This is a genomic window from Enterobacter sp. DSM 30060, from assembly GCF_013375955.1.
GTDB lineage: Bacteria > Pseudomonadota > Gammaproteobacteria > Enterobacterales > Enterobacteriaceae > Enterobacter > Enterobacter intestinihominis.
This window is the reverse complement of sequence record NZ_CP056118.1, coordinates 1,618,482-1,644,030: the sequence shown is the minus strand read 5'-3', so window position 1 is coordinate 1,644,030 and position 25,549 is coordinate 1,618,482. Positions and strand designations below refer to the sequence as shown.

Here is a 25,549-nt window from a genome sequence, read left to right as displayed (position 1 = left end):
GTCTCCGTTACACCTTTTCCACGTTCACGAGGAAGGCCTTAAACTCCGGCGTCTGCGTGTTCGCATCACCGACGAACGGCGTCAGGGTATTCGCAATGAACCCTTTCTTCGCCACGCCCTCATAACCCCAGTGAATTGGGATGCCGATGGTATCCACCTGCTGACCATGAACGTTCAGCGTGCGAATACGCTTGGTCACCACCGCCTTGGCTTTGATGTAGCCGCGGTTAGAGGAGACCTTCACGGTATCGCCATGGGCGATGCCGAGTTTGTTCGCCAGCTTCTCGCCGATCTCCACAAACTGTTCCGGCTGCGCGATGGCATTCAGCAGCGCGTGCTTGGTCCAGTAGTGGAAGTGCTCAGTCAGACGGTAAGTGGTGCCGACATACGGGAACTTGTCCTTTTTACCCAGCGCTTCAAAATCGCCCTTGAAGATACGGGCTGCCGGGTTAGAGACCACGTTCGGGTGCAGCGGGTTAGTACCCAGCGGCGTCTCAAACGGCTCATAGTGTTCCGGGAACGGACCTTCCGCCATCTTATCGATAGCAAACAGGCGCCCCATCCCTTCAGGCTGCATGATAAACGGCCCGACATCGCTGCCTGGTGCGGCAGTGCTGTAGTCCGGAATATCCACGCCGCCCCATTTCGCGCCGTCCCACTTGAGTAGCTGACGCTTCGGATCCCACGGGTTGCCCTGCGGGTCAGCAGAGGCACGGTTATAGAGGATGCGGCGGTTAAGCGGCCATGCCCATGCCCAGCCCAGCGTATTACCGAGGCCCGACGGGTCGGCGTTATCGCGGTTGGCCATCTGGTTGCCTTTCGGCGTCCAGCTACCGGCAAAGATCCAGCAGCCGCTTGACGTCGTACCGTCGTCACGCAGGTGTGCGAAGGTGCTGAGCTGATCGCCTTTCTTCGCCAGCACGGTGCCGGTCGCCGGGTCGATAACGTCCGCCAGCGCCTTACCGTTGCTCTCCATGGCCACTTCTTCCGGCGCAGGGTTTTCCGGCGTCGAATAGTTCCAGGTCATGTTCAGCACCGGCTCAGGCGTTGCGCCGCCTTCAGCCGCGTACATTTTACGCAGGCGTAAGAAGATACCGGCCAGGATCTCGCCGTCGTTCAGGGCGATGCCCGGGGCGTCCGCGCCTTTCCAGTGCCACTGCAACCAGCGGCCAGAGTTGACGATAGAGCCGTTCTCTTCCGCGAAGCAGGTGGACGGCAGACGGAACACTTCGGTCTGAATCTTCGACGGGTCGACATCGTTCGACTCACCGTGGTTCTGCCAGAACGTCGAGGTTTCGGTATTGAGCGGGTCAATCGTCACCAGGTACTTCAGTTTCGACAGAGACTCGACAACCTTGTTCTTGTTCGGGAACGACGCCACCGGGTTAAAGCCCTGGCAGATATAGCCGTTGACCTGGCCCTGGTGCATCATTTCGAAGTACTGGAGGACGTCGTACCCTTTGTCCCACTTCGGCAGCCAGTCAAAGCCCCAGCTGTTTTCCGCCGTCGCCTTGTCGCCGTAGAAGGCTTTCATTAGCGAGACGAAGAACTTCGGATAGTTGCCCCAGTAGTTTACCTGGCCTTCGAGCAGCGGTTTTGGCGTGCTGGCCGTCAGATAGGTTTGCAGGTCAGTCTGTTTCTCGCTCGGCAGGTTCATGTAACCCGTCAGGCTCTGAGACAGCAGGCCAAGGTCGGTCAGACCCTGGATGTTGGAGTGACCGCGCAGGGCGTTAACGCCGCCGCCTGCCATCCCCATGTTGCCGAGCAGCAACTGAACCATCGCCATGGTGCGGATGTTCTGCGCGCCGATGGAGTGCTGCGTCCAGCCGAGTGCATACAGGAACGACGCGGTTTTATCTTTGGCGCTGGTTTCGGCGATAAGCTCGCACACCTTCAGGAAGTCCGCCTTCGGCGTCCCACAGATGTTTTCGACAACCTCTGGCGTATAGCGGGACACGTGCTCTTTCAGCAGGTTCCACACGCAGCGCGGGTGTTGCAGGGTGGTGTCGCGCTTCGCAAAGCCGTTTTCGTCCAGCTCGTAGTTCCAGCTGGTTTTGTCGTACCTGCGTTTTTCGGCGTCATAACCGCTGAACAGGCCATCTTCGAAGTGGTAATCCTCACGCACGATCAGGCTGGCGTTGGTATAGGCTTCGGTGTACTCGCGGTTATATTTTTCGTTGGTCATCAGGTACAGCAATACGCCTGACAGGAAAGTGATGTCAGTACCTGAACGAATAGGGGTGTAGAAATCCGCCACTGACGCTGTACGCGTAAAGCGGGGATCGATCACAATCAGCTTCGCGCCGTTGTGGATTTTGGCTTCCATCGCCCAGCGGAACCCGACAGGGTGCGCTTCAGCGGCGTTACCGCCCATCACCACAATAAGGTTGGCGTTCTTGATGTCGACCCAGTGGTTGGTCATCGCACCGCGACCAAATGTTGGAGCAAGACTTGCTACCGTTGGTCCGTGTCAGACACGCGCCTGGTTGTCGACCGCGAGCATACCGAGTGCGCGCGTAAATTTCTGGGTTAAATAGCCGGTTTCGTTACTGGACGCTGAAGCACACAGCATGCCGGTGGAGAGCCAGCGGTTAACGGTGGTGCCTTCGGCATTCTTCGCAATAAAGTTGGCATCGCGGTCTTCTTTCATCAGCTTAGCGATGCGATCGAACGCCTCTTCCCAGCTGATTTGTTGCCATTTGTCAGAGCCGGGAGCGCGGTACTCAGGAAACTTCAGGCGGCTTTCGGAGTGGATAAAATCTACCAGACCGGCCCCTTTCGGACACAGCGCACCACGGTTGACCGGATGATCCGGATCGCCTTCGATGTGGAAAATAGATGCTTTGGCGTTTTTCGCACCGTCGCCGAGGCTATACATTAACAGCCCACAGCCGACGGAGCAGTACGTACAGGTGTTACGGGTTTCGCGGGTGCGCAGCAGTTTATACTGCCGAGTTTCCGCCAGCGCTACGCCGGGCGCAAAGCCCAGTGCCGCCGCCGTGGTGCCTGCCATACCGCCAGCGCAGATCTTAAAGAACTGCCTTCTGCTGACCTGCATGGGTCACTCCTTGGTTCATTACGACATTGCTATGTAGTTTTACTTTGCGGTTGAGAATTAACCGCAAAGGAGAAAAATTTGCGTTAATCCCTCATTTCTCCGAGGGATAAGCCCAGAATACCACAATGTCGGTACGCCTGTTCCAACGGCGTTAAAACAAAGTGAACGTATTATCACGGCATTGATTATAAAGTGTGATATCAATCACATTTCTCTCTGCGGATGTTAAGGGTGTGTAGCAGATGACCGGTTGCACCCCTCCGAATTGAGTAGGAGAATGGATGCTGAAAAGTTGATCCATACTATGCGTAAGGTCCGCTGTTTGTGGTGCAATAGCAGGCTCACTTCCGTGGTTGTTCAGGAATACCGTCGTGTTTAAACAAAACCGTGCTACCCACGCGTCGCCACTGCCTGCGGGCATTGTGGAACTGTCGGTACACAGACCGCCTCACATTTCACATGCCACGCCGGATTTTCTGGCGGAAGAGGTCCCCGTTGCCCTGGTTTACAACGGGATTTCGCATGTGGTGATGATGGCCTCGCCGAAAGATCTCGAGCTGTTCGCCATCGGTTTCTCCCTCTCGGAAGGCATCATTGCGCATCCGCAGGAGATCTACGGCATGGACGTCGTACCGGCCTGTAACGGTCTCGAAGTGCAAATCGAACTCTCCAGCCGCCGCTTTATGGGGCTGAAAGAGCGCCGCCGGGCGCTGGCCGGACGTACCGGCTGCGGCGTGTGCGGTGTTGAACAGCTTAACGATATCGGCAAACCCATTATCCCGCTGCCGTTCACCCAGACGTTCAATCTGGCGCATCTTGATCGGGCGCTTGAGCACCTGAATGACGTTCAGCCCATCGGCCAGCTCAGCGGTTGTACGCATGCGGCGGCGTGGGTATTGCCGTCGGGGAGCATTGCAGGCGGGCATGAAGATGTTGGCCGCCACGTCGCGCTGGATAAGCTGCTGGGCCGTCGCGCTCGGGAAAACAACGTCTGGCAGCAAGGGGCCGCGCTCGTTTCCAGCCGCGCCAGCTACGAGATGGTGCAAAAATCCGCCATGTGCGGCGTGGAAATTTTGTTTGCGGTGTCAGCGGCAACCACGCTGGCGGTTGAAGTGGCGGAGCGCTGCAACCTGACGCTGGTGGGGTTCTGCAAGCCAGGCAGGGCGACAATTTACACCCATCCGCAGCGATTAATTGTTAATCAGTAATTTTGAATGAGTATAGCAAATCCTTCCGCTTTTAGTTGTTCATGATGAGGTCTAGTATTTATCTCATCAAGGCACGGTGCCTTATCTAAACAACTTAACGAAAGGGTTTATCTCATGAAAAGCATCAAAACTTTTGTCGCAGTAATCGCTCTGGCTACATCTTTCGGTTCTTTCGCTGCGCAGACTGTGACCGCATCCGCCTCTACGCTGGACGGTGCAGAAGCTAAAATCGCCGCACAGGCTCAGGAAGCGGGCGCGTCATCCTACAAAATTACTCAGGCATTCACCGGTAACCGCGTACACATGACCGCTGAACTGAACAAATAATTTCGCAGTACCGTCGAAAGAGCGCCCCTGGGGCGCTTTTTTAGTTTATGCCCGCCAGACGCAGCAGCGCCGTCACCACCGCCGCCGCGACGATCACCACAATTAACGGCATTTTGCGCCAGGCCAAAAACACCGCGAACCCCACCCCCAGCACGCGCGCCATCCCGGCAAAATGGTCCCCTTCATAAAACGTTGTCGCCAGCGCGACGGAGAACAACAAAACGGTAGCCGCATCTGAAAGCAGCGCCTGCGACCGTTCAGAAAGCGCCAGCCGGCTGCCGAGTTTTGCCCCGCCGAGACGCATCAGATAGGTTCCGGCAGAAAGAATGGCGATGCCGAGAATAAAGACCGTCATGTTTTCCATTATTTTTTCCTCGCGGCAAGGCCGAGCAAAGAGAGCAGCACCGGCAGGCCCACCGGTGCGAACGGCACGGCTGCCAGCGACAACAACGCGCCGCTACAGGCGCGGATCAGCGTGGTACGGTTTTTAAATGCCGGCACCACTAACGCCAGCAGGATCGCCGGGAACACCGCGTCCAGCCCGATGGTTTCCGGGTCTGGCAGTAGCTTGCCGACCATCGCCCCCAGCACCGCGCCCAGCGGCCAGATGATTGCAACGCCTAACCCGCACAGCCAGTAGGCCGCTTTACGCTGCTCGGCGGTTTTTTGCGACAGGCCAAACACCACGCTTTCATCGTTCATGATATGACAGCCCAGAAAGCTCAGGCCGCGCTTGCCCACCAGGTCACGCACCGTCACGCCGAACGGCACATGGCGCGCGTTTACCAGTAAACCCGCAGCGGCCGCCGCCAGCGGATTGCCGCCGCTCGCCACGATGCCGATAAACATAAACTCGGATGCGCCTGCCAGCACCGTGAGGGAGAGGACAAATGGCACCCACAGCGGGAAGCCGTAGGCCATCGCCAGCGAGCCGTAGGACATGCCGACCACGCCCACCGCGAGGCAGACCAGGACGATCGCTTTTATCGTGTCGCCTTTCAGGCAAGAGAGGTGATTCTTCATACCATTTTAGCCATATCGAACGTATTTCCATTATAATGAACGCATCAAAAACGTTTTACAAGGCGAACGATTCGTTCGTTATAGAGAGAATGAGGCCGTTATTATGACGCAGCCAATCAGCGTAATCGCCAGAAGCCTGGTGCGAGAACGCCTGCGAACCGGACTTTCGCTGGCGGAGATCGCCCGCCGTGCCGGGATCGCCAAATCCACGCTTTCACAACTGGAGTCTGGCAACGGCAACCCTAGCCTGGAAACGCTCTGGTCGCTTTGCGTGGCGCTGGATATTCCGTTTGCCCGGTTACTGGAGCCACAGCAGCCCGTCACGCAGGTGATCCGCCGCGGCGAGGGCACAAAAGTTGTCGCCGGGCAGGCGAACTACGAGGCGATTTTGCTCGCGGCGTGTCCGCCGGGGGCGCGTCGTGATATCTACCTGCTGCTGACTCAGCCGGGGGCAGACCGTATTTCCCAGCCGCATCCGCCAGGGTCGGTTGAGCATATTATCGTGACCCAGGGGCGGGCGATGGTCGGCCTGATCGACGCGGCGGAAGAGCTCGGCCCGGGGGATTACATTTGCTATCCCGCTGACCAGCCGCATATCTTTAAGGCGCTGGAGCCAGATACGCACGCGCTGCTGGTGGCGGAACAAAACTAACGAAGATACGGAAAATCATGTCGCTTAAAGCCATTGCCAAAGAACTGGGGCTGTCTGTTACCACCGTCAGCCGCGCCCTCAACGGATATGACGACGTTTCTGCTGAGACGCGCGCCCGCGTGGAAGCGGAGGCCCAGCGCCGTGGCTACCGACCAAATACCTTTGCCCGTCGCCTGAAGATGGGCAAAATCGACGCCGTCGGGTTGGTGTTTCCGGTGCATCCTGTTCCGCTCAATAACAGCGTTTTTATGGACATGGTCGGCGAAATTAGCCACGAACTGGCGCGACATGAGATTGACCTGCTGCTCATCGCTGACGACGATCTGGCGGACAAACACAGCTATATGCGCATGGTGCAGAGCCGACGCGTGGATGCGCTGATAGTGGCGCATACGCTGGATCACGATCCGCGTCTTGAGCAGCTTCAGGCCGCCGGGTTCCCGTTCCTGGCGCTCGGCCGCAGCCAGCTGCCGCAGCCGTACGCGTGGTTCGATTTCGACAACTATGCCGGTACGTATCAGGCCACCCGCTGGCTGATCGAGAAAGGCCATCAGCGCATTGCGCTGCTGGGCGAAAGCAACAACCAGGCATTCATCACCCAGCGTCGCCAGGGCTTCCTGGACGCGCTGCGGGAAGCCGGTCTTTCCAGCGAATGGCTGCGCGCCTTGCCCCCTTCGCGCCGCGTGGGGTATGCCACCACGCAAGAACTTCTCTCCCTGCCGCAGCCGCCCACGGCCATCATTACCGACTGCAACACTCACGGCGACGGCGCAGCGATGGCTCTGGCGCAGATGGGGCGCTTAACCGGTGAAAATGCCGTCTCGCTGGTGGTCTATGACGGTTTACCGCAGGACAGCATTGTCGATATCGACGTCGCGGCGGTGATCCAGTCTACCCGTCAGGGCGTCGGGAAACAGATTGCCGATATGGTGCGCCAGCTGATTAACGGCGACGACATTGATACGCTTCAGGTGCTCTGGCAGCCGGAATTTTCCCCAGGCCAGACGGCCTGATTACACCAAAAATTCAAAACTCGATCACAGATCCGAAACGTTGTGGTTTATATCCGAAACGTTTCGGATCAAAACTCAGGACATCCCGATGACAGGAGATGTCCGATGCAAGATGCCATTTTTCGACTTGAAAGCAATACGGTTGACGTGGTGCTAAAAACCCACCCTTTCGCCGAAATTCTCTACTGGGGGCCGCACCTTCAGCACTTCTCGCCGCAGGATGTCCTGAGTATTGCGCGCCCGGTTGCTAACGGCAGGCTGGACGTCGACTCCCCCGTCACGCTGATGGCAGAGCTGGGGCACGGCCTGTTTGGTTCGCCCGGCATCGAGGGGCATCGTCAGGGGCTGGACGGATCGCCTGTCTTCACCACCACAGGCGTACAACAGCAGGGGCAAACCCTGACGGTAACGGCGGAAGATAAACAGGCGGGCCTGCGCCTGACCAGTGAATTAACGCTGGATGCCAGCGGCGTACTGGTGGTGCGCCATGGGTTAACCAACCTGAAAACGCAGGCGTGGCAGGTGGATCGCTTTGCCGTGACGCTCCCGATTGCCGAGCGCGCGCAGGAGGTGATGGCCTTCCACGGACGCTGGATCAGGGAGTTTCAGCCGCACCGCGTGATGCTTGAGCACGACAGCTTCGTGATTGAAAACCGCCGGGGTAAAACCTCCCACGAACATTTCCCGGCACTGATTTCAGGTACGCCGTCATTCAGTGAAATGCACGGCCACGTCTGGGGTGTGCATCTGGGCTGGAGCGGCAACCACCGCCTGCGCGCAGAGGTGAAAACCGATGGCCGCCGCTATATGCAGGCCGAAGCGCTCTACCTGCCGGGTGAAATGGCGATTGAAGAGGGGGAAACGCTCTGGACGCCGCGCCTGTATGCCAGCCACTCCCCGCACGGGCTGAACGGCATGAGCCAGCAGTTCCACCGTTATCTGCGCGACAACGTTATCCGCTTCCCGGAAGATAAACCGCGCCCGGTGCACCTCAACACCTGGGAGGGGATCTACTTCAACCACGATCCGGACTACATCATGCGCATGGCCGACGAGGCCGCAGCGCTGGGCGTGGAGCGCTTTATTATCGACGACGGCTGGTTCAAAGGCCGCAACGATGACCACGCGGCGCTGGGCGACTGGTATCTGGACGAGAAAAAATACCCGAACGGCCTTAAGCCGGTGATCGATCACGTTAAACAGCTTGGCATGGAGTTTGGTATTTGGGTTGAGCCGGAGATGATTAACCCGGATTCCGATCTGTATCGCGCGCACCCTGACTGGGTGCTGGCGCTGCCGGGCTACGCCCAGGCGACCGGGCGACATCAGCTGGTGCTCAATCTTAATATTCCGCAGGCCTTTGATTATCTGGTCGAGCGCATGAGCTGGCTGCTGGGCGAGCATGCGGTCGACTACGTGAAGTGGGACATGAACCGCGAGCTGGTGCAGCCAGGGCACAAGGGCAAAGCCGCCGCCGATGCCCAGACCCGCCAGTTTTATCGCCTGCTGGACGTGCTGGGCGAGCGTTTCCCGCACATTGAGTTTGAATCCTGCTCGTCGGGTGGCGGGCGAATCGATTATGAAGTGCTGACCCGCTGCCACCGCTTCTGGGCGTCCGACAATAACGACGCGCTGGAGCGCAACACTATCCAGCGCGGCATGAGCTACTTCTTCCCACCGGAGGTGATGGGGGCGCATATCGGTCATCATAAATGTCACGCCACCTTCCGCCAGCACAGCATTCAGTTCCGCGGGCTGACGGCGCTGTTTGGTCACATGGGGCTGGAGCTGGATCCGCTCACCGTCGATGCGCAGGAGCGTGAAGGCTATCGCCATTACGCCGCGCTGTATAAGCGGTGGCGCGAGGTCATTCATCGCGGCACCCAGTGGCGTGTGGATATGCCGGACGCCACCACTTTGGCGCAGGGTATAGTGAGCGAAGACAAGACGCAGGGGCTGTTTTTGGTCAGCCAGCTCGCGATGCCGGATTACACCCTGATGATGCCGCTGCGCATGCCGGGGTTAGACGCCAGCGCGCAGTACCGCATCACGCTGCTCGATCACCCGAACATTCAGATTACGGGCGAGGGCGGGCACACCATGCGCAAGCTGCCGGCGTGGATGGACGCGCCGCAAACGGTAAGCGGTGAATGGCTGATGCAGGCGGGTATTGCGCTGCCAATTCTGGATCCGGAAACCGCCATTCTGATTGGTGTGGAACGCGTGTAAGGGTGACGGGCCGGGCAACCGGCCCTCCGTTGAGGATAAAAATAATGAACACAACAACCTGTACCCACAAAGACAACCCTAACTTCTGGATCTTCGGGCTGTTCTTCTTTCTCTACTTCTTCATCATGGCCACCTGTTTTCCGTTCCTGCCGATCTGGCTGTCGGACATCATCGGCCTGAACAAAACCCATACCGGGATTGTGTTCTCCTGCATCTCGCTGTCGGCCATTGCCTTCCAGCCGGTGCTGGGGGTCATTTCGGACAAGCTGGGGCTGAAAAAACACCTGCTGTGGATCATTTCGGTGCTGCTGTTTTTGTTCGCGCCGTTTTTCCTGTACGTCTTTGCACCACTGCTGAAAGCCAATATCTGGCTGGGCGCGCTGAGCGGCGGGGTGTATATCGGCTTTGTTTTTTCAGCCGGATCCGGGGCGATTGAGGCCTACATTGAACGCGTGAGCCGCAACAGCTTTTTTGAGTACGGTAAGGCGCGCATGTTTGGCTGCCTCGGCTGGGGGCTGTGCGCTTCAACGGGCGGCATCCTGTTCGGCATCGATCCGTCGTATGTTTTCTGGATGGGATCGGCGGCGGCGCTGTTGCTGATGCTGCTGCTGATGGTCGCGAAACCGAAGCCCAACCAGACGGCGCAGGTCATGAACGCCCTGGGCGCGAACCAGCGGCAGATCACTGCTAAAACCGTGTTCAACCTGTTCCGCCAGCGCAGAATGTGGATGTTCATCCTGTACGTGATTGGCGTGGCCTGCGTATATGACGTCTTCGACCAGCAGTTTGCTACCTTCTTCAAAACCTTCTTCGCCACGCCGCAGGAGGGGACCCGCGCCTTTGGTTTCGCCACCACAGCGGGGGAAATCTGTAACGCGATCATCATGTTCTGCTCGCCGTGGATCATTAACCGCATCGGTGCGAAAAACACGCTGCTGATTGCCGGGGTGATCATGGCGACGCGCATTATCGGATCGTCGTTTGCCACAACCGCCGTGGAGGTGATTGCCCTGAAGATGCTGCACGCGCTGGAAGTCCCGTTCCTGCTGGTGGGGGCATTCAAGTACATCACCGGGGTGTTTGATACGCGCCTGTCGGCCACCATCTACCTGATTGGCTTCCAGTTTGCCAAACAGTCGGCGGCGATCTTCCTCTCCGCCTTTGCCGGAAATATGTATGACCGGGTCGGCTTCCAGGAGACGTACCTGATGCTGGGCTGCTTCGTGCTGGCGATTACGGTGGTGTCGGCATTTACGCTGAGTGGCAGGCGGGAGATTGCTGCTACCGCAGGGGCAGCAGCGTTAACACATCAGTCCAGGTAAAACACCTCGTTCAGCTCCGCACTCACCGGGCTGTTGTCCGGGTTAGACGGCATAACGTCAGCCATATGTTTCCACCAGCGCTGGCAGACGTCGGTGTTTGCCACCGCGTTCCAGCGCTCTTCCGATTCAATCTCCACTGTCGCAAACAGCAGGTTGCGGGCTTTGTCGAGGTAAATGGCGTAGTGGTGCGCGCCGTGGGCTTTCAGTACCGCTTCCAGCTCAGGCCAGATCGGGTTGTGGCGGCGCGCATACTCCTCGTGCGCATCCGGGTTTACCTGCATCACAAACGCTTTGCGGATCATAATGCCTCCAGGTACAGCTCGCGGACCTCATCGCGGCTGGCGGTACGTGGGTTGCACGGCGCGCACGGGTCAGCGAGCGCTTTATCCAGCCAGCCTTCAATATCGGCTTTGGTGACGCCGAGCTGGCTAAATCCGGACGGAATGCCGACCCGGGCGCTCAGATCGCGAATCGCCTGAATGGCGGACATGCTGGCCGCTTCGTCGCTCATGCTGCGCGTGTCAACGCCCATCGCCTGTGCCACACGGGCGAATCGGGCGACCGCGTTCGGGCGGTTAAAGTTTTCGATGATCGGCAGCAGGATGGCGTTGCAGACGCCGTGCGGCAGGTTGTGCGTCGCGCCCGGCTGGTGCGCCAGAGCATGCACCAGCCCCAGCCCGGCGCTGTTAAACGCCATGCCCGCCAGATACTGCCCAAAAGCCATCTGCTCGCGCGCTTCCAGGTTGTGACCGTCGTCGACCGCTTTCGGCAGCCAGAGGTTGATCAGACGAATGGCTTCCAGCGCGTTTGCATCGGTCAGCGGGTGTGCACCTACGGACACGTAAGCTTCAATGGCGTGGGTTAGCGCGTCCATGCCGGTTGCGGCGGTTACGGAGGCCGGAATATCGAGCATCACGCTGGCATCGTCCACGGCGATTTCGGGGATGATGTTCGGATCGATGATCACCTCTTTCACCTGACGCGCGGCGTCGATGATCACCGCGTTGCTGGTCATCTCCGCTGCCGTGCCTGCGGTGGTGTTGATCGCCACCAGCGGCACGCCCGCGTTTTTTACTTTGCCGACGCCGGAATAATCGGTTGACGGACCGGGGTTGGCGGTGAGGATTTTGATTGCCTTGGCGGTATCAATCGGGCTGCCGCCGCCAAAGGCAATCAGGTAATCACACTCCGCATCCTGATATGCCGCATAGCCTTTTTGCACCAGCGCTTCCGTCGGATTCGGGAATACCTCATCGAACAGGTGATACGACATCTGATGGGCGTCCAGCGCGTTAAACAAACTGTCGAGCAGGCCCAGCTTCACCAACTGGCCGTCGGTGACAATCAGCGCTTTTCCCCACTGTTTGTTTGCCACCAGATTGACCATATCGCCGATCGCGCCCGCGCCGTGCAGGCTGATTTTGGGGAGTGCCAACATAAAGCTCATGATAATTCTCCTTAATATGCTTTTAAGGTAATCCGTTCCCCTCACCCTAACCCTCTCCCCGGAGGGGAGAGGGGACTGCTCGGTGCGGCTTTTCACCCTCTCCCCTCAGGGGAGAGGGCAGGGGTGAGGGGCAATTTAATTCCGTCTTCGCTGCATCATCCGGCGGGTAATAATCGGCAGCGAAATCACCACGATCAGCATCGCGCCGATAATCACCGACATCACAATGCCGGGCACGTTGAGCAGGCTCAGGCCGAAGGTCACCAGCCCCATCAGGAAGGCGGCGATAATCACGCCCACCATGCTGCCGGACCCACCGAGAATATTGACGCCGCCGAGCACCGCCATCGTCACCACCGCCAGCTCCCAGCCCATCGCGATGGTCGGGCGGGTGCTGCCCAGACGCGAGGTAAGCAGCACCGACGCCAGGCCGGACATCAGCCCAACCAGCGCGAAGAGGATCAGGTTGTGGCGCTTCACGTTGATGCCGGAGTACCACGCGCCGGTCGGGTTATTGCCGATGGCGTAGGTGTGGCGGCCAAAGTTGGTGCGGTGCAGCACAAAGGCAAACAGAGCGGCCAGCACGATAAACAGCGCGAACTCAAACGACAGCGCGCCCCAGACGTAGCCCTGGCCGAACCAGGCGAAGCTCTCCGGGTAGCTGTTCAGCGCCTGGTCCCCGAGCAGGATGTAGGTGATCCCGCGGTACAGGCTCATGGTGCCGATGGTGATGACGATGGACGACAGGTTAAAGCGCGTCACCAGAATGCCGTTGAACAGTCCGCACAGCAGCCCGACGCCTAATCCGACGCAGACCAGCAGTGGCGTATCGACGCCCGCTGCCGCGCAAAAGCCCATCACCGTGGAGCTTAGCGCGATGGTGGAGGCTACCGACAGGTCAATTTCCCTGGCGATAATCAGCATCGCCATCGGCAACACGATGATCGCTTTTTCGGTGAAGTTGAACGTCGCGTCGGAGAGGTTCCAGATATTGAGAAAGTAGGGTGAGGCGAGCGCGTTCACCACGAACACCGCCAGCGTCACCGCCAGCAGGAAGCCCTCCCAGCACAGCAGACGCTGGAAGATGCCCGGCGCAGAAGTGGGTTTGATTGCTTCAGATGTCATCATTTTGCTCATGATTTCACCGCCAGTTTCTGACGTGCCAGCGCCGCATCGCGCAGTATCAATCGGCCTTTACGTTTATTGCCGCGCTCGTTCAGCAGCACCGCTATCACAATTACCGTGCCGGAAATCGCCATCTGCCAGAACGGGGAGACGCCGATCACCGGCAGGGCGTTGTTAATCACCCCGAGGAACAGTGCGCCAAACAGACAGCCGAGCACGCGCCCGGTACCGCCCATGGTGCTGATCCCCCCAATCACACAGGCTGCCACCACCTGCAATTCAAAACCGTTAGCGACGTCAACATACGCAACGGCAAAGCGCGATATCCACAGGTAGCCGCAGAACCCGGCCAGCAGACCGGAAAGGCAGAAACTAATGAACTGCATTTTTCCGGCGTTGATCCCGGTGTAGTACGCTGCCGTGGCATTACCGCCTGCGGTGTAGAGCGCTCGTCCGGTGCGGCTGTAGCGCAGGAAGTAGCCCACCAGCAGCAGCGCGGCGATGGCGCACCAGCTCAGCACCGGCAAGCCCAGCACTGACGCACGTGGCAGGCCGAGGAAATCTGTACCCATCTGGTTTGAGTTCACCCAGCCGCCGCCGGAGAGCAAAAAGATCATTCCGCGGTAGATGCTCATAGTGCCGAGCGTTACCACAATCGCCGGAATGCCCAGCTTCCACACCAGCAGGCCGTTTATCGCGCCCATCAGCAGCCCAAGCACGCTGGCAAGGATCAGCAGCGCCCAGACGGGCACGTCCGGGTAATGGAAATTAATCAGGGCGACAATCATCCCGGTCAGGGCCAGATTGGCCGCCATCGACAGGTCGATGCCTTTCGTGAGCAGCACCATCATCTGCCCGAGCGCGAGGACGATCAGAATGGCGGTGTCGTTAAACATCTCCACCAGGTTGCCCGGCGCGATAAACGATGGCACGCGGCTGCCAATGGCGACGATCATCAGGATAATCACCGCGCCCAGCAGGGCTTCGCGGTGTTTTAAGAGTGAGCTAAGCATTATGCCGCCTCCTGTTTTGCACCGCTGGCGGCGCTGACGATGGTTTCCGCCGTCGCGTCTCCCGCCTGGTACTCGGCCACCATCAGCCCCTCGTGCATGACGATAATGCGATCCGCCATGCCCATCACTTCCGGCAGTTCGGACGAGACCATAATTACCGCCAGCCCCTGACTGACCAGCTCGGACATAAACTGATGCACGGCTGCTTTTGAGCCGATATCGATGCCTTTTGTCGGCTCATCGAGGATAATCACGTCAGGGTGCGTCGCCAGCCATTTGCCGATCACGACCTTTTGCTGGTTGCCGCCAGAGAGGGTCTCCACCGCCTGCTTCCAGCTGAAGGCTTTCACTTGCAGGCGTTTGGCGTACTCGTCCGCCAGCTTCCATTCACGGTCGTCATGCAGCACACCGTTCGGATTGAGCTTGCTGAGCTGAGGCAGGCTGATGTTCTGGGCAATCGGCAGGGCGATAATCGCCCCCTGTTTCTGTCTTTCTTCCGGCACGCAGACGATACCGGCTTTGATCGCATCCGCAGGCTGGCGGAAGCGCCGGGGCTGTCCGTTGAGGATAATTTCCCCGGACGATGGCCGCGTGACGCCAGAAAGCGCCTGCATCAGCTCGGTACGCCCGGCCCCCACCAGCCCGTAAAAGCCGAGGATTTCCCCTTTACGCAGGGAGAACGAGATATGCGCAAACTCGGTCGGATGGCAGAGGTTTTTCACCTCCAGCACCGTCTCGCCTTTTTCGCAGTCGATTTTAGGGAAAGTTTGGGTAATGGCGCGCCCGACCATCATCGACACCATCCGCTCCTCGGTGATCTCATTTATTGCACCTGCACCGACGAACGCGCCGTCGCGCAAAATAGTGTAGTGATCGGCCAGCTCAAAAATCTCGTCGAACTTGTGGGAGATAAACAGGATGGCTTTGCCCTCCTGCTTTAAGCGCTCCACAATCTGGTAAAACTCGAGGATTTCATGCTGCGACAGCGCCGCCGTCGGTTCATCGAGGATCACCACCTGCGCCTCAAACGACAGCGCGCGGGCAATCGCCACCATGTGACGCTGGGCGATGCTCAGGGTTTTCAGCGTCGCGCGCGGGTCGATTTGCACTTCCAGCCGCGTGAGGATCGCCTGCGCCCGGCGGTGCATTTCCGGCCAGTCGAGCTTTTTCAGGAAGCCTTTGTGAAGGTACTGACCGACAAAGATATTCTCGGTGACCGAGAGTTCATCGAACAGGACGGTTTCCTGGTGAATGGCGGTGATGCCCATTTTATGCGCCGACTCCGGCGTCGGAAGGTGAACGGGGATCGCCTTGTAGAGAATTTCTCCCTCGTCGGGCTGGTAAATGCCGGTCATCACTTTGACCAGCGTCGACTTGCCCGCGCCGTTTTCGCCTATCAGGGCGGTCACTTTGCCGGGCCACAGCGCAAGCTGCACGTTCTCAAGAGCACGCACGCCGGGGAACACCTTGGTGATGCCAGAAAGCTGTAGCAATGGGGTCATGATAGTTCTCCTGGACAGAGGAATTTGTAGGGAGGGTAAGCGGCAGCGCCACCCGCCTTTTGCCGGATGGCGCTACGCTTATCCGGCCTACAAATTGCATCAAAAGATTTTCGAGAACTTATCAATATTGCTGGCATCGTAGACGAACGGCTCGGCCATCGCGCCGTTGCCGTCAGCATCCAGCTTCACTTTGCCCAGTCTGCCCATGCTGGCCTCACCTTTCGTGGCCGTGCCTTTCACCAGGTCATCCGCCAGGTAGGTTGCCGCATAGCCGAGGTCGATCGGGTTCCAGATGGCAAAGCTCTTGCTCGCGCTGGACTTCACCGCGCCCGCCATCTCGGACGGCAGGCCTAAACCGGTGACGTACACTTTGCCAATCTTGCCCTGGTCCTTCACCGCCTGCGCAGCGGCCACGATGCCCACGGACGATGGCGAAACAATCACTTTCAGTTCGGGGTAGGTTTTCAGCAAGCCGACCGCTTCGCGGTAGCTTTTGTCAGAGAGATCGTCTCCGTAGGCCACGGTCACCAGATTGACGGACGGGTACTTCGGCAGCACCTTTTTCATCTCCGCAATCCAGGTATTCTGGTTGGTGGAGGTTGGCGTGGCACTCAGCACCGCCACGTCGCCTTTCTCGACATTCAGCGCTTTCAGCGCGTCGGCGGCGAGCTTCACGTTGGTTTCGCCAATCAGGGCATTATTGGACGGGTTGAGGTGGATCTGGCGTCCGGCTTTCGCCACCCCGGAGTCCCACGACACAACCTTAATGCCGCGCTGCATCGCTTTTTTCAGCACCGGCACGACGGCGTCCGGATCGTTCGCGGAAATCGCGATCGCATCCACGCCCTGGGCGATCAACCCGTTCAGCACCTCGATCTGCGCTTCCGCCGTGGTGGTGGTCGGGCCGGTATAAATCACTTTCACATCGCCTAACTCTTTGGCCGCCTCCTGCGCGCCGACGTTCGCTGCCTCGAAGAATCCATTTCCTAAGGACTTCGCCACCAGGGCGATTTTCACTTCTGCTAAAGCGGAACCGGACAACGCCAGAGCGGCAACGGTGAGGATCAAGCTTGCTTTTATTTTCATTGCTTTTACTCCACTGACTTGAGTTAGTTGTAGGGATTGCAGGTGGTTTTCGCCCCGTCTCAATGAGCGGGGCGCGATGTTGTTATTGGTAAAGATCTAACGCCGACTGCATGGGGGTGACGCCAAAGCGTTTGCCCAGGGCGATCAGCTCTTCCCGGGTGATGGTCTGCTTCATGCCGCCCATGGAATAGACCTTCACCAGCACTTCCGCGGATTTCTCGGCGGTGTCGATCAGGCCGAAGGTTTCATCCAGCGTCGGGCCGCTGCCGAAGACGCCGTGGAACGGCCACAGCACCAGTGAGTGCTTCTGCATGTCCGTTGCGGTTGCCTGACCGATTTCGTCGGTGCCCGGCACCATCCACGGCAGAATGCCGACGCCGTCCGGGAACACCACCAGACACTCGGTACTGCCTTCCCACAGTTTGCGGGTGAAGAAATCAGAATTATTTTCCAGCACGTAGGTCAGGGCGATCAGGTTGGTGGCGTGGCAGTGCATGATTACGCGGTCCTTGCCATTGGTCGCCTTGATGCGCTCGCAGTGGGAGAGGAAGTGTGCCGGGAGTTCGGATGTCGGTACCGCGTCGTCCGTCAGACCCCAGAGAATGTGGTAGCCCGCACCGTCGCTGTCCACTTTCACCACGCCAAGGTTGGCCTGCGGGTCGAGCTGGACGTTGCGGAAGAACTTCCCGGAACCGGTGACGATAAACGGCGTGCTGGCGAGCAGCGGCATCGGCTGGCTCAGGGCGATATAGCGCGGCTTCTGGTGGAAATCGGCGGCAAATGGCTCGATATCCGCGTCGTCCAGGCGTAGCGTCAGGTTGCCGCCGTTGCGCTCATCCCAGCCTTTGAGCCAGGCGTCAGAGGTGGCTTTGATCATGCCCTGGACGAACCAGGAAGTGGTGATGGTCTGCATAGTTTTCATTTCCAGTTATCGCGGTGAGGTTGAACCCCTCACCCTAACCCTCTCCCCAAAGGGGAGAGGGGATGGTTTGCTCCCTCTCCCCTTTGGGGAGAGGGCAGGGGTGAGGGGGCAGTTACCCGCGCTGACTCAACACGTCTTCCTCATATGCCCGCACGTTGTCCAGCCACTGGCTGCCCGCAGGCGCATCGTGACGCTGGCAGTACATCTCCCACACCGCCTGCCACGGCAGGGATTTCTGCTCTTCCAGCAGCGCCAGGCGCGCGGTGTAGTCGCCGTTTTCTTCCAGCTGTTTCAGGGCGGCGACAGGCTCCAGCAGCGCGCGCAGCAGGGCTTTCTTCATGTTGCGGGTGCCGATAACCCACGCCGCGATGCGGTTGATGGAGGCGTCGAAGAAGTCGAGGCCAATATGTACGCGGTCAAAGAGGTCGTGGCGGATGATTTCGCTGGCAATGGCCTGGGTTTCGTCATCCAGCAGCACCACGTGGTCGCTGTCCCAGCGCACCGGGCGGCTGACGTGCAGCAGCAGGCGCGGCACGTAGAGCATGGCGGCGGAGATTTTGTCGGAGATCACCTCGGTTGGGTGGAAGTGGCCGGCATCCAGGCACAGCGCGGTCTGGCGGCTGGTGGCGTAACCCATGTAGAACTCGTTTGAGCCCACGGTGTAGCTCTCTGCGCCAATGCCGAACAGCTTGCTCTCGACGGCGTCGATGTGGTGCGCCGGGTCCAGTTTTTCGCTGATAGCTTCATCCAGCGCGGCCAGCAGACGCTGACGCGGGGCCAGTCGGTCTACGGTGATGTCCTTCATGCCGTCCGGGATCCAGATATTCATTACCGATGGCGTGCCAAGCTGCTCGCCGAAATACGCCGAGACGCGGCGGCTGGCTTTGACATGGTCGATCCAGAACTGGCGGATTTCGTCGTTGGCGTGCGCAAGGGTAAACCCGTCCGCGCTCAGCGGGTGCGAGAAGCAGGATGGGTTAAAATCCAGACCCAGCCGGTTGGCCTTCGCCCACTCCACCCAGTTCTTAAAGTGTTCCGGTTTGATTTCGTTACGCGCGACCGGCTCGTCGGATTCGAGATAAATGGCGTGCAGGTTCAGGCGCTTTGGCCCGGGGATCAGGCTCAGCGCCAGCTCCAGATCCGCACGCAGTTCGGTGGCGTTGCGCGCTTTGCCCGGGTAGTTACCCGTGGCCTGAATACCCCCCGTCAGGGAACCGCCCGGGTTCTCGAAACCGGCGACGTCATCACCCTGCCAGCAGTGCATGGAGACGGGCAGACGGTCGAGCTGGCGCAGCGCCTCTTCGACATCCACGCCGACGGCGGCGAAACGCGGTTTAGCCAGGTCCCAGGCTTGTTCAAGTTGAGTGGTCATGCGCAAAGCTCCTTAGTCAGTCGTTTTTGCTGAAACTGCGCCCGGTAGCGGGCAATTTCATGGCAGTGATGGGGGGTGAAGGTGGTCAGGCTGTTATTCGCCGTCACCACCGAACGGAAATCGTCGACGTTTGAAAGTTCGTCCAGGGTCATCAGCTGAATGCCGATATTGCCGAGCGTGGAGGCTTCAATCGGACCTGCCACCACGGTAATGCCGCAGGCATCCGCGCAGAGCTGGTTCAGCAGCTGGTTCTGGCAGCCGCCGCCCACGATATGCAGTTGTGTGAACGGTTTGCCGCGAAGGTCAGCCAGCTCGCTCAGGATGTCGGCATACAGCAGGGCGAGGCTGTCAAAAATGCAGCGTGCCAGCTCGGCGGGGCGGGAAGGTACCGGCTGCCCCGCTTCAAAACAGGCGGCCTGGATTTCGGCGCTCATGTGCACCGGGTTGATAAAGCGATCGTCGTTCGGGTTGATCAGGAAGGTGCAGGCATTCAGCGTTTCGGTTTCCGCGATAAGCACGGGCAGGTCGGTGATGGCCTGCTCTTTCAGCACCCGCTGGAGCAGCCACAGCCCCATGATGTTCTTCAGCACCCGGTAGCGGCCTTCGGCACCGCCTTCGTTGGTGATGTTCGCCGCCATCGCGGCATCGCTGGTGTACGGGGTTTTGCTCTCGAAGCCCATCAGCGACCAGGTGCCGGAAGAGAGATAGGCCGCATCTTTGTCGGCGAGCGGCGAGGCAATGACCGCGCTCGCGGTGTCGTGACTGGCGACGGCGACAACAGGGATTTCATTCCCCTGCGGGCAAAGCCAGTGGCCGATCACATTGCCCGGATGGGTTGGTGCGCCGAACCAGGACGGCGAGGCGCCCGTCCAGGCCAGCAGATGTTCATCCCAGTTATCGGTGTTGATGTTGACCAGCTGCGTGGTGGTGGCGTTGGTGTATTCCCAGTTCATATTGCCGGTCAGACGGTAGCTTAAGTAGTCCGGGATCAGCAGCGCATGCGCCACCTTTTCGACCAGCTCAGGCTGTTGCTCAACCAGCGCACGTAGCTGATACAGCGTGTTAAACGGCAGGAACTGGATGCCACTGCGACCATAGATGTTCTCCTTGCCAAGCTGCGCGATGGCGTGCGCCATCAGCCCATCGGTGCGGCTGTCGCGGTAGGAGACCGGCAGGCCGACGCGTTCGCCGTGACTGTCCAGCAGCACGTAATCCACACCCCAGGTATCAATGCCGATACTGTCGATGCGAATACCGTCTTCGCAGACGTTGTGAAGTCCGGTGCGGATCTCTGCTTCCAGGGCGTCGATATCCCAGGTAACAAAACCGTCCTGTTTTTGCAGACAATTGGCGAAACGGTGCATTTCGCGAAGCGTAAGGGTGTGCAGGTCGCAGTCCCAGGTGGCGAGCATTACACGGCCGCTGGATGCGCCTAAATCGACAGCCACACAATGGCGAAAAGTCATGGTCGGGTCCTTTCTTAAGTCATTAGCGAGGAGTGTAAGAAAGGGAAGAAATAGCCACCTTCTCGCCACTGACAGACCAAATCTCGCGCTGGCAAGAAAGCAAAGATGAACGTGAGGGAGTTCACAGTTTCCAGTAATCGCGGGGTTTGCAGGCAGTGTGACGCTGACCGCATTTCCCGATCTTTCCGCCTGTTTCTTGAAAAACCGGCAGCTTTTGCGCGGTTTGCTGTCAAAAATTTAAGGTGAGCGGGGAAGGCCTTAATTACTATTTTGAGAACTTTTCTCATTGGTAGAGGCCGTTATGACCGTACTGCACAGCGTCGATTTTTTTCCTTCGGGGGCTTCGCCGGTTGCGATTGAGCCACGGCTGCCTCAGGCTGCGTTCCCGGAACATCATCATGATTTTCATGAAATTGTGATTGTTGAGCACGGAACGGGCATCCACGTGTTTAACGGTCAGCCGTATACCATCAGCGGCGGTACGGTGTGCTTCGTGCGCGATCACGACAGGCACCTGTATGAACATACCGATAACCTGTGCCTGACCAATGTGCTCTATCGTTCTCCGGATGCGTTTCAGTTTCTCTCCGGGCTGAATCAGCTGTTGCCGCAGGAGAAGGACGGCCACTACCCGTCGCACTGGCGGGTGAATCAGTCCACGTTGCAGCAGGTGCGTCAGCTGGTAAGCCAGATGGAGCAGAGCGAGGATGGACAGGAGACGCACGCCATTGCTACCCGCGAGATGCTGTTTATGCAGCTGCTGGTGCTGCTGCGGCGCAGCAGCCTGGTGGAAGGGCTGGAAAATAACGATGCGCGCCTGAATCAGCTGATGGCCTGGCTGGAAGATCATTTTGCCGAAGATGTCTGCTGGGAAACGCTGGCGGATGACTTTTCGCTCTCGCTGCGCACGCTGCATCGTCAGCTCAAGCAGCATACCGGGCTGACGCCGCAGCGCTACCTCAACCGTCTGCGCCTGATCAAAGCGCGTCACCTTTTAAGGCACACGGATGAAAGCGTCACGGATATCGCCTATCGCTGCGGTTTCGGCGACAGTAACCACTTTTCAACGCTGTTTCGTCGGGAATTTAGCTGGTCGCCGCGCGATATCCGTCAGGGGAAAGACGCGTTGCTTCAGTAACGCGAGGGCAGTCACCGTTTTTTTACCGCAGAAAGGCTAATAATGTCCGGTTATTCGCCGTCGAGGTTGTGGTGTGGCTGCTCAGTTAATTCTTCGTAAAGATGATTTTTTTGCCTCCGCGAGTCAGGCCGTCGCGGTGGCGGACCGCTATCCGCAAAACGTCTTTGCCGAGCATACCCACGAGTTCTGCGAGCTGGTGCTGGTGTGGCGGGGCAACGGCCTGCACGTCCTCAACGACCGTCCCTACCGCATCACGCGCGGAGACCTGTTCTACATCCGCGCCGAAGATAAACACTCTTACGCCTCGGTTAACGATCTGGTGTTGCAGAACGTCATCTACTGCCCTGACAGGCTTAAACTGAATGTCGACTGGGCGGGCAATATCCCCGGTTTACATGATGCCAGAGGCGAACCGCACTGGCGCTTAAGCAGCAACGGCATGGCTCAGGTGCGCCAGACGATTTCCCAGCTGGAGCAGGAGAGCCAGAAGAGCGATCCGGTGGCAAACCAGATGTCGGAGCTGCTTTTTGCCCAGCTGGTGATGACCCTGAAGCGCCATCGTTACGCTACGGATAATCCCTCTGCCACCACGCAGGAAGCGCTGCTGGATAAGCTCATCACCCGGCTTGCGGGCAGTCTTAACAAGAGTTTCGTGCTGGAAAAATTCTGCGAGCAGGAGCAGTGCAGCGAGCGCGCGCTGCGCCAGCAGTTCCGCACCCAGACGGGGATGACGGTAAACCACTATCTGCGCCAGCTGCGCATCTGCCACGCTCAGTATCTGTTACAGCATACTGAGCTGATGGTGAGTGAAGTGGCGATGCGCTGCGGCTTTGAGGACAGTAACTACTTTTCGGTGGTGTTTAACCGTGAGGTGGGGATGACGCCGGTTCAGTGGCGTCATCGCAGTCGAAAGGCAGCGTAATCAGTTCGCCATGCCGAGGCCGACGATATTGGCCGCAATAATTATCACCACGCAGCCCAGGCTCAGCACGCCAACCGGACGACGCCCGGCGTTGTTCCACTCTTTCAGCACCAGCCCAACCAGCCCGCCGCACAGCACGTAGAAGCTCATGTGCAGCATCCAGCTCATGTAGTCATACTGCGCCGGAATACTGGCGTGACCCCAGGCGTAAAAGAAGAATTGCAGATACCACATCAGACCGCCGAGGGCGGAAAGCAGGACGTTGGTGACGATCAGCGGTTTTGCCAGCGAGAAGTCGGCTTTTACCGACAGATTCTTCACTTTTGCCAGACGAATGAAGCAAAAGCCGAGGTTTACCAGCGCGCCGCCGCCCATGATCACCACGTAGCTTGGCAGGGCAACGTACAGCGGGTCGACGCCCAGCGCTGCAGCGGCGTCGTGCATCGGTTTGGCGGCGTTCATCGCGAACGACATGCCCGCCGAGAAGACGCCGCACATCACCGCCAGTAGCAGCCCTTTCTTCAGGTTGAACTCTTCGGCTTTGATGCCCATCTTGCGTTCTTTCAACTGGCCCGCGCGGGTGACAATTCCCACGCCGATCACCGCTACCAGCACGCCCAGCAGCGTCATTCGCCCACCCTGGGTGTTGATCAGCACATCGAAGTTGCCGTTGAGGATTGGCGTCATCAGGGTGCCAACAATCAGCGTAATGCCGATCGCGATGCCAATCCCCATCGACATGCCGAGGTAGCGCATGGTGAGGCCGTAGTTGATATTACCGATACCCCACATCGCGCCGAACAGGAATACCGGCAGCAGGGTGGAGGCGTTGAAGGAGGAGAAGTAGCCCCAGAAATCGGGCAGCAGCATGGCGCTGATTGTCCACGGCAAAATCAGCCAGGACACGGTACCGCCAACGGACCACATGGTTTCCCATGACCAGCCTTTCACCTTTTTAAACGGGGCATAGAAACAGGCTGCACTGGCCGCGCCTATCAAATGCCAGAAAATACCCATCGTAATCGCATGATTCATTTTTACATCCTCATCGTTTTTATAGCCGGAGGCTTCCCGCCGACTTGATGAGTGTAAAAATTAGGCGGTTTGGGAACCTTCAGAAGGTTGCCGCACTTTTGTTTTGAATGGCAATCAGCTCGTTAACCGCGTGAGCAGACTCACAATTCCTTCATTTCTCAAAAACCGAATAACCTTATAAAAACTACGGCATTGATAATCATTTTCAATATCATTTAATTAACTATAATGAACCAACTGCTTACGCGGCATTAACAGCTGTGCCGCCCGACAATAATGGAGAGGATTATGAGTTATACACTGCCATCCCTGCCGTATGCCTACGACGCACTGGAACCGCATTTCGACAAGCAGACGATGGAAATCCATCACACTAAACATCACCAGACCTACGTGAATAATGCGAATGCTGCGCTGGAAAGCCTGCCAGAGTTCGCTAATCTGCCTGTTGAAGAGCTGATCACCAAACTGGACCAGCTGCCAGCAGACAAGAAAACCGTGCTGCGCAACAACGCGGGCGGTCACGCTAACCACAGCCTGTTCTGGAAAGGCCTGAAAACCGGCACCACCCTTCAGGGCGACCTGAAAGCGGCTATCGAGCGTGACTTCGGTTCCGTTGACAACTTCAAAGCGGAATTCGAAAAAGCCGCTGCAACCCGTTTCGGTTCTGGCTGGGCGTGGCTGGTCCTGAAAGGTGACAAACTGGCGGTCGTTTCAACCGCAAACCAGGACTCCCCGCTGATGGGTGAAGCTATCTCTGGCGCATCCGGCTTCCCAATTCTGGGTCTGGACGTGTGGGAACACGCTTACTACCTGAAGTTCCAGAACCGTCGCCCTGACTACATCAAAGCCTTCTGGGATGTAGTGAACTGGGACGAAGCAGCAGCGCGTTTCGCCGCTAAAAAATAAGGTTGCATTGACGCCTGTGAGAAGCGAGTCTGATGACTCGCTTTTTTTGTATCTGAAGGAGTGGAGATGCATTACCCGGTGAATGTGTTTACAGGCAAGGTAAGGGAGTACGAAGGCAGTCGCTCGAGCGCTATAGCCAAAGTGCAGGTCGACGGTGAGCTGACGCTTACCGAGCTTGGTCTGGCGGGTGACCAGCAGGCCGAAAAGAAAATCCACGGCGGGCCCGATCGTGCGCTGTGCCACTATCCGCGCGAGCACTATCAGCACTGGAAAACCGAATTTCCTGAACAGGCGGACCTTTTCGTCGCCCCCGCGTTTGGCGAAAATCTCTCAACGGAAGGGCTGACGGAGAAGAACGTCTTTATTGGCGATATTTATCGCTGGGGCGATGCTCTGATTCAGGTCACCCAGCCGCGCTCGCCGTGCTTCAAACTTAACTACCATTTTGGCATTCAGGATATGTCGGCCCAGCTGCAAAACGCGGGTAAAACCGGCTGGCTGTATCGCGTTGTGCAGGCGGGACAGGTTTCGGCGGATGCGCCGATTGAGCTGGCTTCGCGCCTGAGTGAGGTGTCGGTATTCGAGGCCTGTGCCATTGCCTGGCATATGCCGTTCGACGATGAACAGTTTCACCGCCTGCTGTCAGCGGCAGGATTATCCACCAGCTGGACCAGAACGATGCAGAAGCGGCGGATAAGCGGCAAGATCGAGAGCAGTTCGCGGAGATTATGGGGGAAATAATTGCCCCTCACCCCGGCCCTCTCCCCAAAGGGGCGAGGG

23 protein-coding genes are annotated in these 25,549 nt (G+C 58.4%); 10 read left to right on the top strand and 13 right to left on the bottom strand.

Features of this window, described 5'->3' with window-relative positions; genetic code table 11:
- Window positions 1-7: 7 nt before the first annotated feature.
- A complete protein-coding gene (fdnG, locus tag HWQ15_RS07770) occupies window positions 8-3,058 on the bottom strand; it encodes a formate dehydrogenase-N subunit alpha (protein ID WP_124304381.1) in 3,051 nt (1,016 codons plus the stop codon).
- Between the two features lie 371 nt (window positions 3,059-3,429).
- Here fdnG and fdhD point away from each other — a divergent pair, with 371 nt between their 5' ends.
- Both fdhD and HWQ15_RS07760 read left to right on the top strand, forming a co-directional pair.
- Complete coding sequence (gene fdhD, locus HWQ15_RS07765; RefSeq protein WP_032626930.1) at window positions 3,430-4,266, top strand: formate dehydrogenase accessory sulfurtransferase FdhD; 837 nt, start codon at window positions 3,430-3,432, stop codon at window positions 4,264-4,266.
- A gap of 114 nt (window positions 4,267-4,380) precedes the next feature.
- The gene (locus tag HWQ15_RS07760; RefSeq protein ID WP_003861966.1) at window positions 4,381-4,593 is read left to right on the top strand and encodes a DUF1471 domain-containing protein; all 213 of its coding nucleotides are present in this window, start codon (window positions 4,381-4,383) and stop codon (window positions 4,591-4,593) included.
- 40 nt (window positions 4,594-4,633) lie between these two features.
- On the opposite strand, the gene HWQ15_RS07755 is transcribed toward HWQ15_RS07760, so the two are convergent.
- Both HWQ15_RS07755 and HWQ15_RS07750 read right to left on the bottom strand, forming a co-directional pair.
- Window positions 4,634-4,957: an AzlD domain-containing protein gene (locus tag HWQ15_RS07755; protein WP_022649832.1), complete on the bottom strand. Its 324-nt coding sequence runs from the start codon at window positions 4,955-4,957 to the stop codon at window positions 4,634-4,636.
- Window positions 4,957-5,616 (bottom strand): AzlC family ABC transporter permease, encoded by a 660-nt coding sequence (locus HWQ15_RS07750; RefSeq protein WP_022649831.1) that lies wholly within the window; start codon window positions 5,614-5,616, stop codon window positions 4,957-4,959. Before HWQ15_RS07750 ends, HWQ15_RS07755 begins: the two co-directional genes overlap by 1 nt.
- 103 nt (window positions 5,617-5,719) lie before the next feature.
- On the opposite strand from HWQ15_RS07750, the gene HWQ15_RS07745 reads away from it, so the two are divergent.
- From HWQ15_RS07745 to HWQ15_RS07730, 4 genes are all read left to right on the top strand, one after another.
- Entirely contained in the window at window positions 5,720-6,268 is a 549-nt protein-coding gene (locus HWQ15_RS07745; RefSeq protein ID WP_023305101.1) for a helix-turn-helix domain-containing protein, read from the top strand.
- 17 nt (window positions 6,269-6,285) lie between these two features.
- Window positions 6,286-7,281: a LacI family DNA-binding transcriptional regulator gene (locus HWQ15_RS07740; RefSeq protein ID WP_023305100.1), complete on the top strand. Its 996-nt coding sequence runs from the start codon at window positions 6,286-6,288 to the stop codon at window positions 7,279-7,281.
- Between the two features lie 105 nt (window positions 7,282-7,386).
- Window positions 7,387-9,510: an alpha-galactosidase gene (locus HWQ15_RS07735; protein WP_063216239.1), complete on the top strand. Its 2,124-nt coding sequence runs from the start codon at window positions 7,387-7,389 to the stop codon at window positions 9,508-9,510.
- A 44-nt stretch (window positions 9,511-9,554) separates the two neighbouring features.
- Entirely contained in the window at window positions 9,555-10,832 is a 1,278-nt protein-coding gene (locus HWQ15_RS07730; protein WP_063149402.1) for an MFS transporter, read from the top strand.
- Here the strand turns inward: HWQ15_RS07730 and rhaM are convergent.
- From rhaM to rhaB, 9 genes are all read right to left on the bottom strand, one after another.
- Window positions 10,820-11,134, bottom strand: a complete 315-nt coding sequence (gene rhaM / locus HWQ15_RS07725; RefSeq protein ID WP_022649824.1) for an L-rhamnose mutarotase — start codon at window positions 11,132-11,134, stop codon at window positions 10,820-10,822. The two genes, HWQ15_RS07730 and rhaM, sit on opposite strands and share 13 nt — an antisense overlap.
- The gene (gene fucO / locus HWQ15_RS07720) at window positions 11,131-12,279 is read right to left on the bottom strand and encodes a lactaldehyde reductase (RefSeq protein ID WP_063149401.1); all 1,149 of its coding nucleotides are present in this window, start codon (window positions 12,277-12,279) and stop codon (window positions 11,131-11,133) included. The genes rhaM and fucO overlap by 4 nt, the downstream gene beginning before the upstream one ends.
- Before the next feature lie 135 nt (window positions 12,280-12,414).
- Window positions 12,415-13,416, bottom strand: a complete 1,002-nt coding sequence (locus tag HWQ15_RS07715) for an ABC transporter permease (RefSeq protein WP_063149400.1) — start codon at window positions 13,414-13,416, stop codon at window positions 12,415-12,417.
- Complete coding sequence (locus HWQ15_RS07710) at window positions 13,413-14,417, bottom strand: ABC transporter permease (protein WP_023305096.1); 1,005 nt, start codon at window positions 14,415-14,417, stop codon at window positions 13,413-13,415. Before HWQ15_RS07710 ends, HWQ15_RS07715 begins: the two co-directional genes overlap by 4 nt.
- A complete protein-coding gene (locus HWQ15_RS07705) occupies window positions 14,417-15,919 on the bottom strand; it encodes a sugar ABC transporter ATP-binding protein (protein ID WP_023305095.1) in 1,503 nt (500 codons plus the stop codon). The genes HWQ15_RS07710 and HWQ15_RS07705 overlap by 1 nt, the downstream gene beginning before the upstream one ends.
- 99 nt (window positions 15,920-16,018) lie before the next feature.
- Window positions 16,019-17,005, bottom strand: a complete 987-nt coding sequence (gene rhaS, locus HWQ15_RS07700; RefSeq protein ID WP_063216235.1) for a rhamnose ABC transporter substrate-binding protein — start codon at window positions 17,003-17,005, stop codon at window positions 16,019-16,021.
- A gap of 82 nt (window positions 17,006-17,087) precedes the next feature.
- The gene (rhaD, locus tag HWQ15_RS07695; RefSeq protein WP_176587435.1) at window positions 17,088-17,918 is read right to left on the bottom strand and encodes a rhamnulose-1-phosphate aldolase; all 831 of its coding nucleotides are present in this window, start codon (window positions 17,916-17,918) and stop codon (window positions 17,088-17,090) included.
- 121 nt (window positions 17,919-18,039) lie between these two features.
- Window positions 18,040-19,299 carry an L-rhamnose isomerase gene (rhaA, locus tag HWQ15_RS07690; RefSeq protein ID WP_063149398.1) on the bottom strand — a complete coding sequence of 420 codons (1,260 nt, stop codon included), beginning with the start codon at window positions 19,297-19,299 and terminating at the stop codon, window positions 18,040-18,042.
- Window positions 19,296-20,765 carry a rhamnulokinase gene (rhaB, locus tag HWQ15_RS07685; protein WP_063149397.1) on the bottom strand — a complete coding sequence of 490 codons (1,470 nt, stop codon included), beginning with the start codon at window positions 20,763-20,765 and terminating at the stop codon, window positions 19,296-19,298. The genes rhaA and rhaB overlap by 4 nt, the downstream gene beginning before the upstream one ends.
- A 301-nt stretch (window positions 20,766-21,066) precedes the next feature.
- Between rhaB and rhaS (HWQ15_RS07680) the strand changes: the two genes are divergently transcribed.
- Window positions 21,067-21,903, top strand: coding sequence for an HTH-type transcriptional activator RhaS (gene rhaS / locus HWQ15_RS07680; protein WP_022649815.1), 837 nt, complete (start codon window positions 21,067-21,069; stop codon window positions 21,901-21,903).
- Between the two features lie 73 nt (window positions 21,904-21,976).
- Complete coding sequence (gene rhaR / locus HWQ15_RS07675; protein WP_022649814.1) at window positions 21,977-22,825, top strand: HTH-type transcriptional activator RhaR; 849 nt, start codon at window positions 21,977-21,979, stop codon at window positions 22,823-22,825.
- Here rhaR and rhaT read toward each other — a convergent pair whose 3' ends face one another.
- Window positions 22,826-23,860 carry an L-rhamnose/proton symporter RhaT gene (gene rhaT / locus HWQ15_RS07670; RefSeq protein ID WP_022649813.1) on the bottom strand — a complete coding sequence of 345 codons (1,035 nt, stop codon included), beginning with the start codon at window positions 23,858-23,860 and terminating at the stop codon, window positions 22,826-22,828. It lies immediately after the preceding gene.
- 288 nt (window positions 23,861-24,148) lie between these two features.
- Between rhaT and sodA the strand changes: the two genes are divergently transcribed.
- Both sodA and yiiM read left to right on the top strand, forming a co-directional pair.
- The gene (sodA, locus tag HWQ15_RS07665) at window positions 24,149-24,769 is read left to right on the top strand and encodes a superoxide dismutase [Mn] (RefSeq protein ID WP_003861999.1); all 621 of its coding nucleotides are present in this window, start codon (window positions 24,149-24,151) and stop codon (window positions 24,767-24,769) included.
- A 66-nt stretch (window positions 24,770-24,835) separates the two neighbouring features.
- On the top strand, window positions 24,836-25,510 hold the full coding sequence (gene yiiM / locus HWQ15_RS07660; RefSeq protein ID WP_063149396.1) for a 6-hydroxyaminopurine reductase: 675 nt from the start codon (window positions 24,836-24,838) through the stop codon (window positions 25,508-25,510).
- Window positions 25,511-25,549 lie beyond the last annotated feature (39 nt).

Coding starts and splice junctions, on each gene's coding strand:
- rhaB (WP_063149397.1), bottom strand. CDS start 20,765: ATGACTTTTCGCCATTGTGTGGCTGTCGATTTAGGCGCATCCAGCGGC.
- rhaT (WP_022649813.1), bottom strand. CDS start 23,860: ATGAATCATGCGATTACGATGGGTATTTTCTGGCATTTGATAGGCGCG.
- HWQ15_RS07710 (WP_023305096.1), bottom strand. CDS start 14,417: ATGCTTAGCTCACTCTTAAAACACCGCGAAGCCCTGCTGGGCGCGGTG.
- rhaS (WP_022649815.1), top strand. CDS start 21,067: ATGACCGTACTGCACAGCGTCGATTTTTTTCCTTCGGGGGCTTCGCCG.
- HWQ15_RS07745 (WP_023305101.1), top strand. CDS start 5,720: ATGACGCAGCCAATCAGCGTAATCGCCAGAAGCCTGGTGCGAGAACGC.
- sodA (WP_003861999.1), top strand. CDS start 24,149: ATGAGTTATACACTGCCATCCCTGCCGTATGCCTACGACGCACTGGAA.
- HWQ15_RS07705 (WP_023305095.1), bottom strand. CDS start 15,919: ATGACCCCATTGCTACAGCTTTCTGGCATCACCAAGGTGTTCCCCGGC.
- HWQ15_RS07760 (WP_003861966.1), top strand. CDS start 4,381: ATGAAAAGCATCAAAACTTTTGTCGCAGTAATCGCTCTGGCTACATCT.
- HWQ15_RS07735 (WP_063216239.1), top strand. CDS start 7,387: ATGCAAGATGCCATTTTTCGACTTGAAAGCAATACGGTTGACGTGGTG.
- HWQ15_RS07740 (WP_023305100.1), top strand. CDS start 6,286: ATGTCGCTTAAAGCCATTGCCAAAGAACTGGGGCTGTCTGTTACCACC.
- rhaS (WP_063216235.1), bottom strand. CDS start 17,005: ATGAAAATAAAAGCAAGCTTGATCCTCACCGTTGCCGCTCTGGCGTTG.
- fucO (WP_063149401.1), bottom strand. CDS start 12,279: ATGAGCTTTATGTTGGCACTCCCCAAAATCAGCCTGCACGGCGCGGGC.
- rhaD (WP_176587435.1), bottom strand. CDS start 17,918: ATGCAGACCATCACCACTTCCTGGTTCGTCCAGGGCATGATCAAAGCC.
- HWQ15_RS07730 (WP_063149402.1), top strand. CDS start 9,555: ATGAACACAACAACCTGTACCCACAAAGACAACCCTAACTTCTGGATC.
- rhaA (WP_063149398.1), bottom strand. CDS start 19,299: ATGACCACTCAACTTGAACAAGCCTGGGACCTGGCTAAACCGCGTTTC.
- yiiM (WP_063149396.1), top strand. CDS start 24,836: ATGCATTACCCGGTGAATGTGTTTACAGGCAAGGTAAGGGAGTACGAA.
- HWQ15_RS07755 (WP_022649832.1), bottom strand. CDS start 4,957: ATGGAAAACATGACGGTCTTTATTCTCGGCATCGCCATTCTTTCTGCC.
- rhaM (WP_022649824.1), bottom strand. CDS start 11,134: ATGATCCGCAAAGCGTTTGTGATGCAGGTAAACCCGGATGCGCACGAG.
- HWQ15_RS07750 (WP_022649831.1), bottom strand. CDS start 5,616: ATGAAGAATCACCTCTCTTGCCTGAAAGGCGACACGATAAAAGCGATC.
- HWQ15_RS07715 (WP_063149400.1), bottom strand. CDS start 13,416: ATGAGCAAAATGATGACATCTGAAGCAATCAAACCCACTTCTGCGCCG.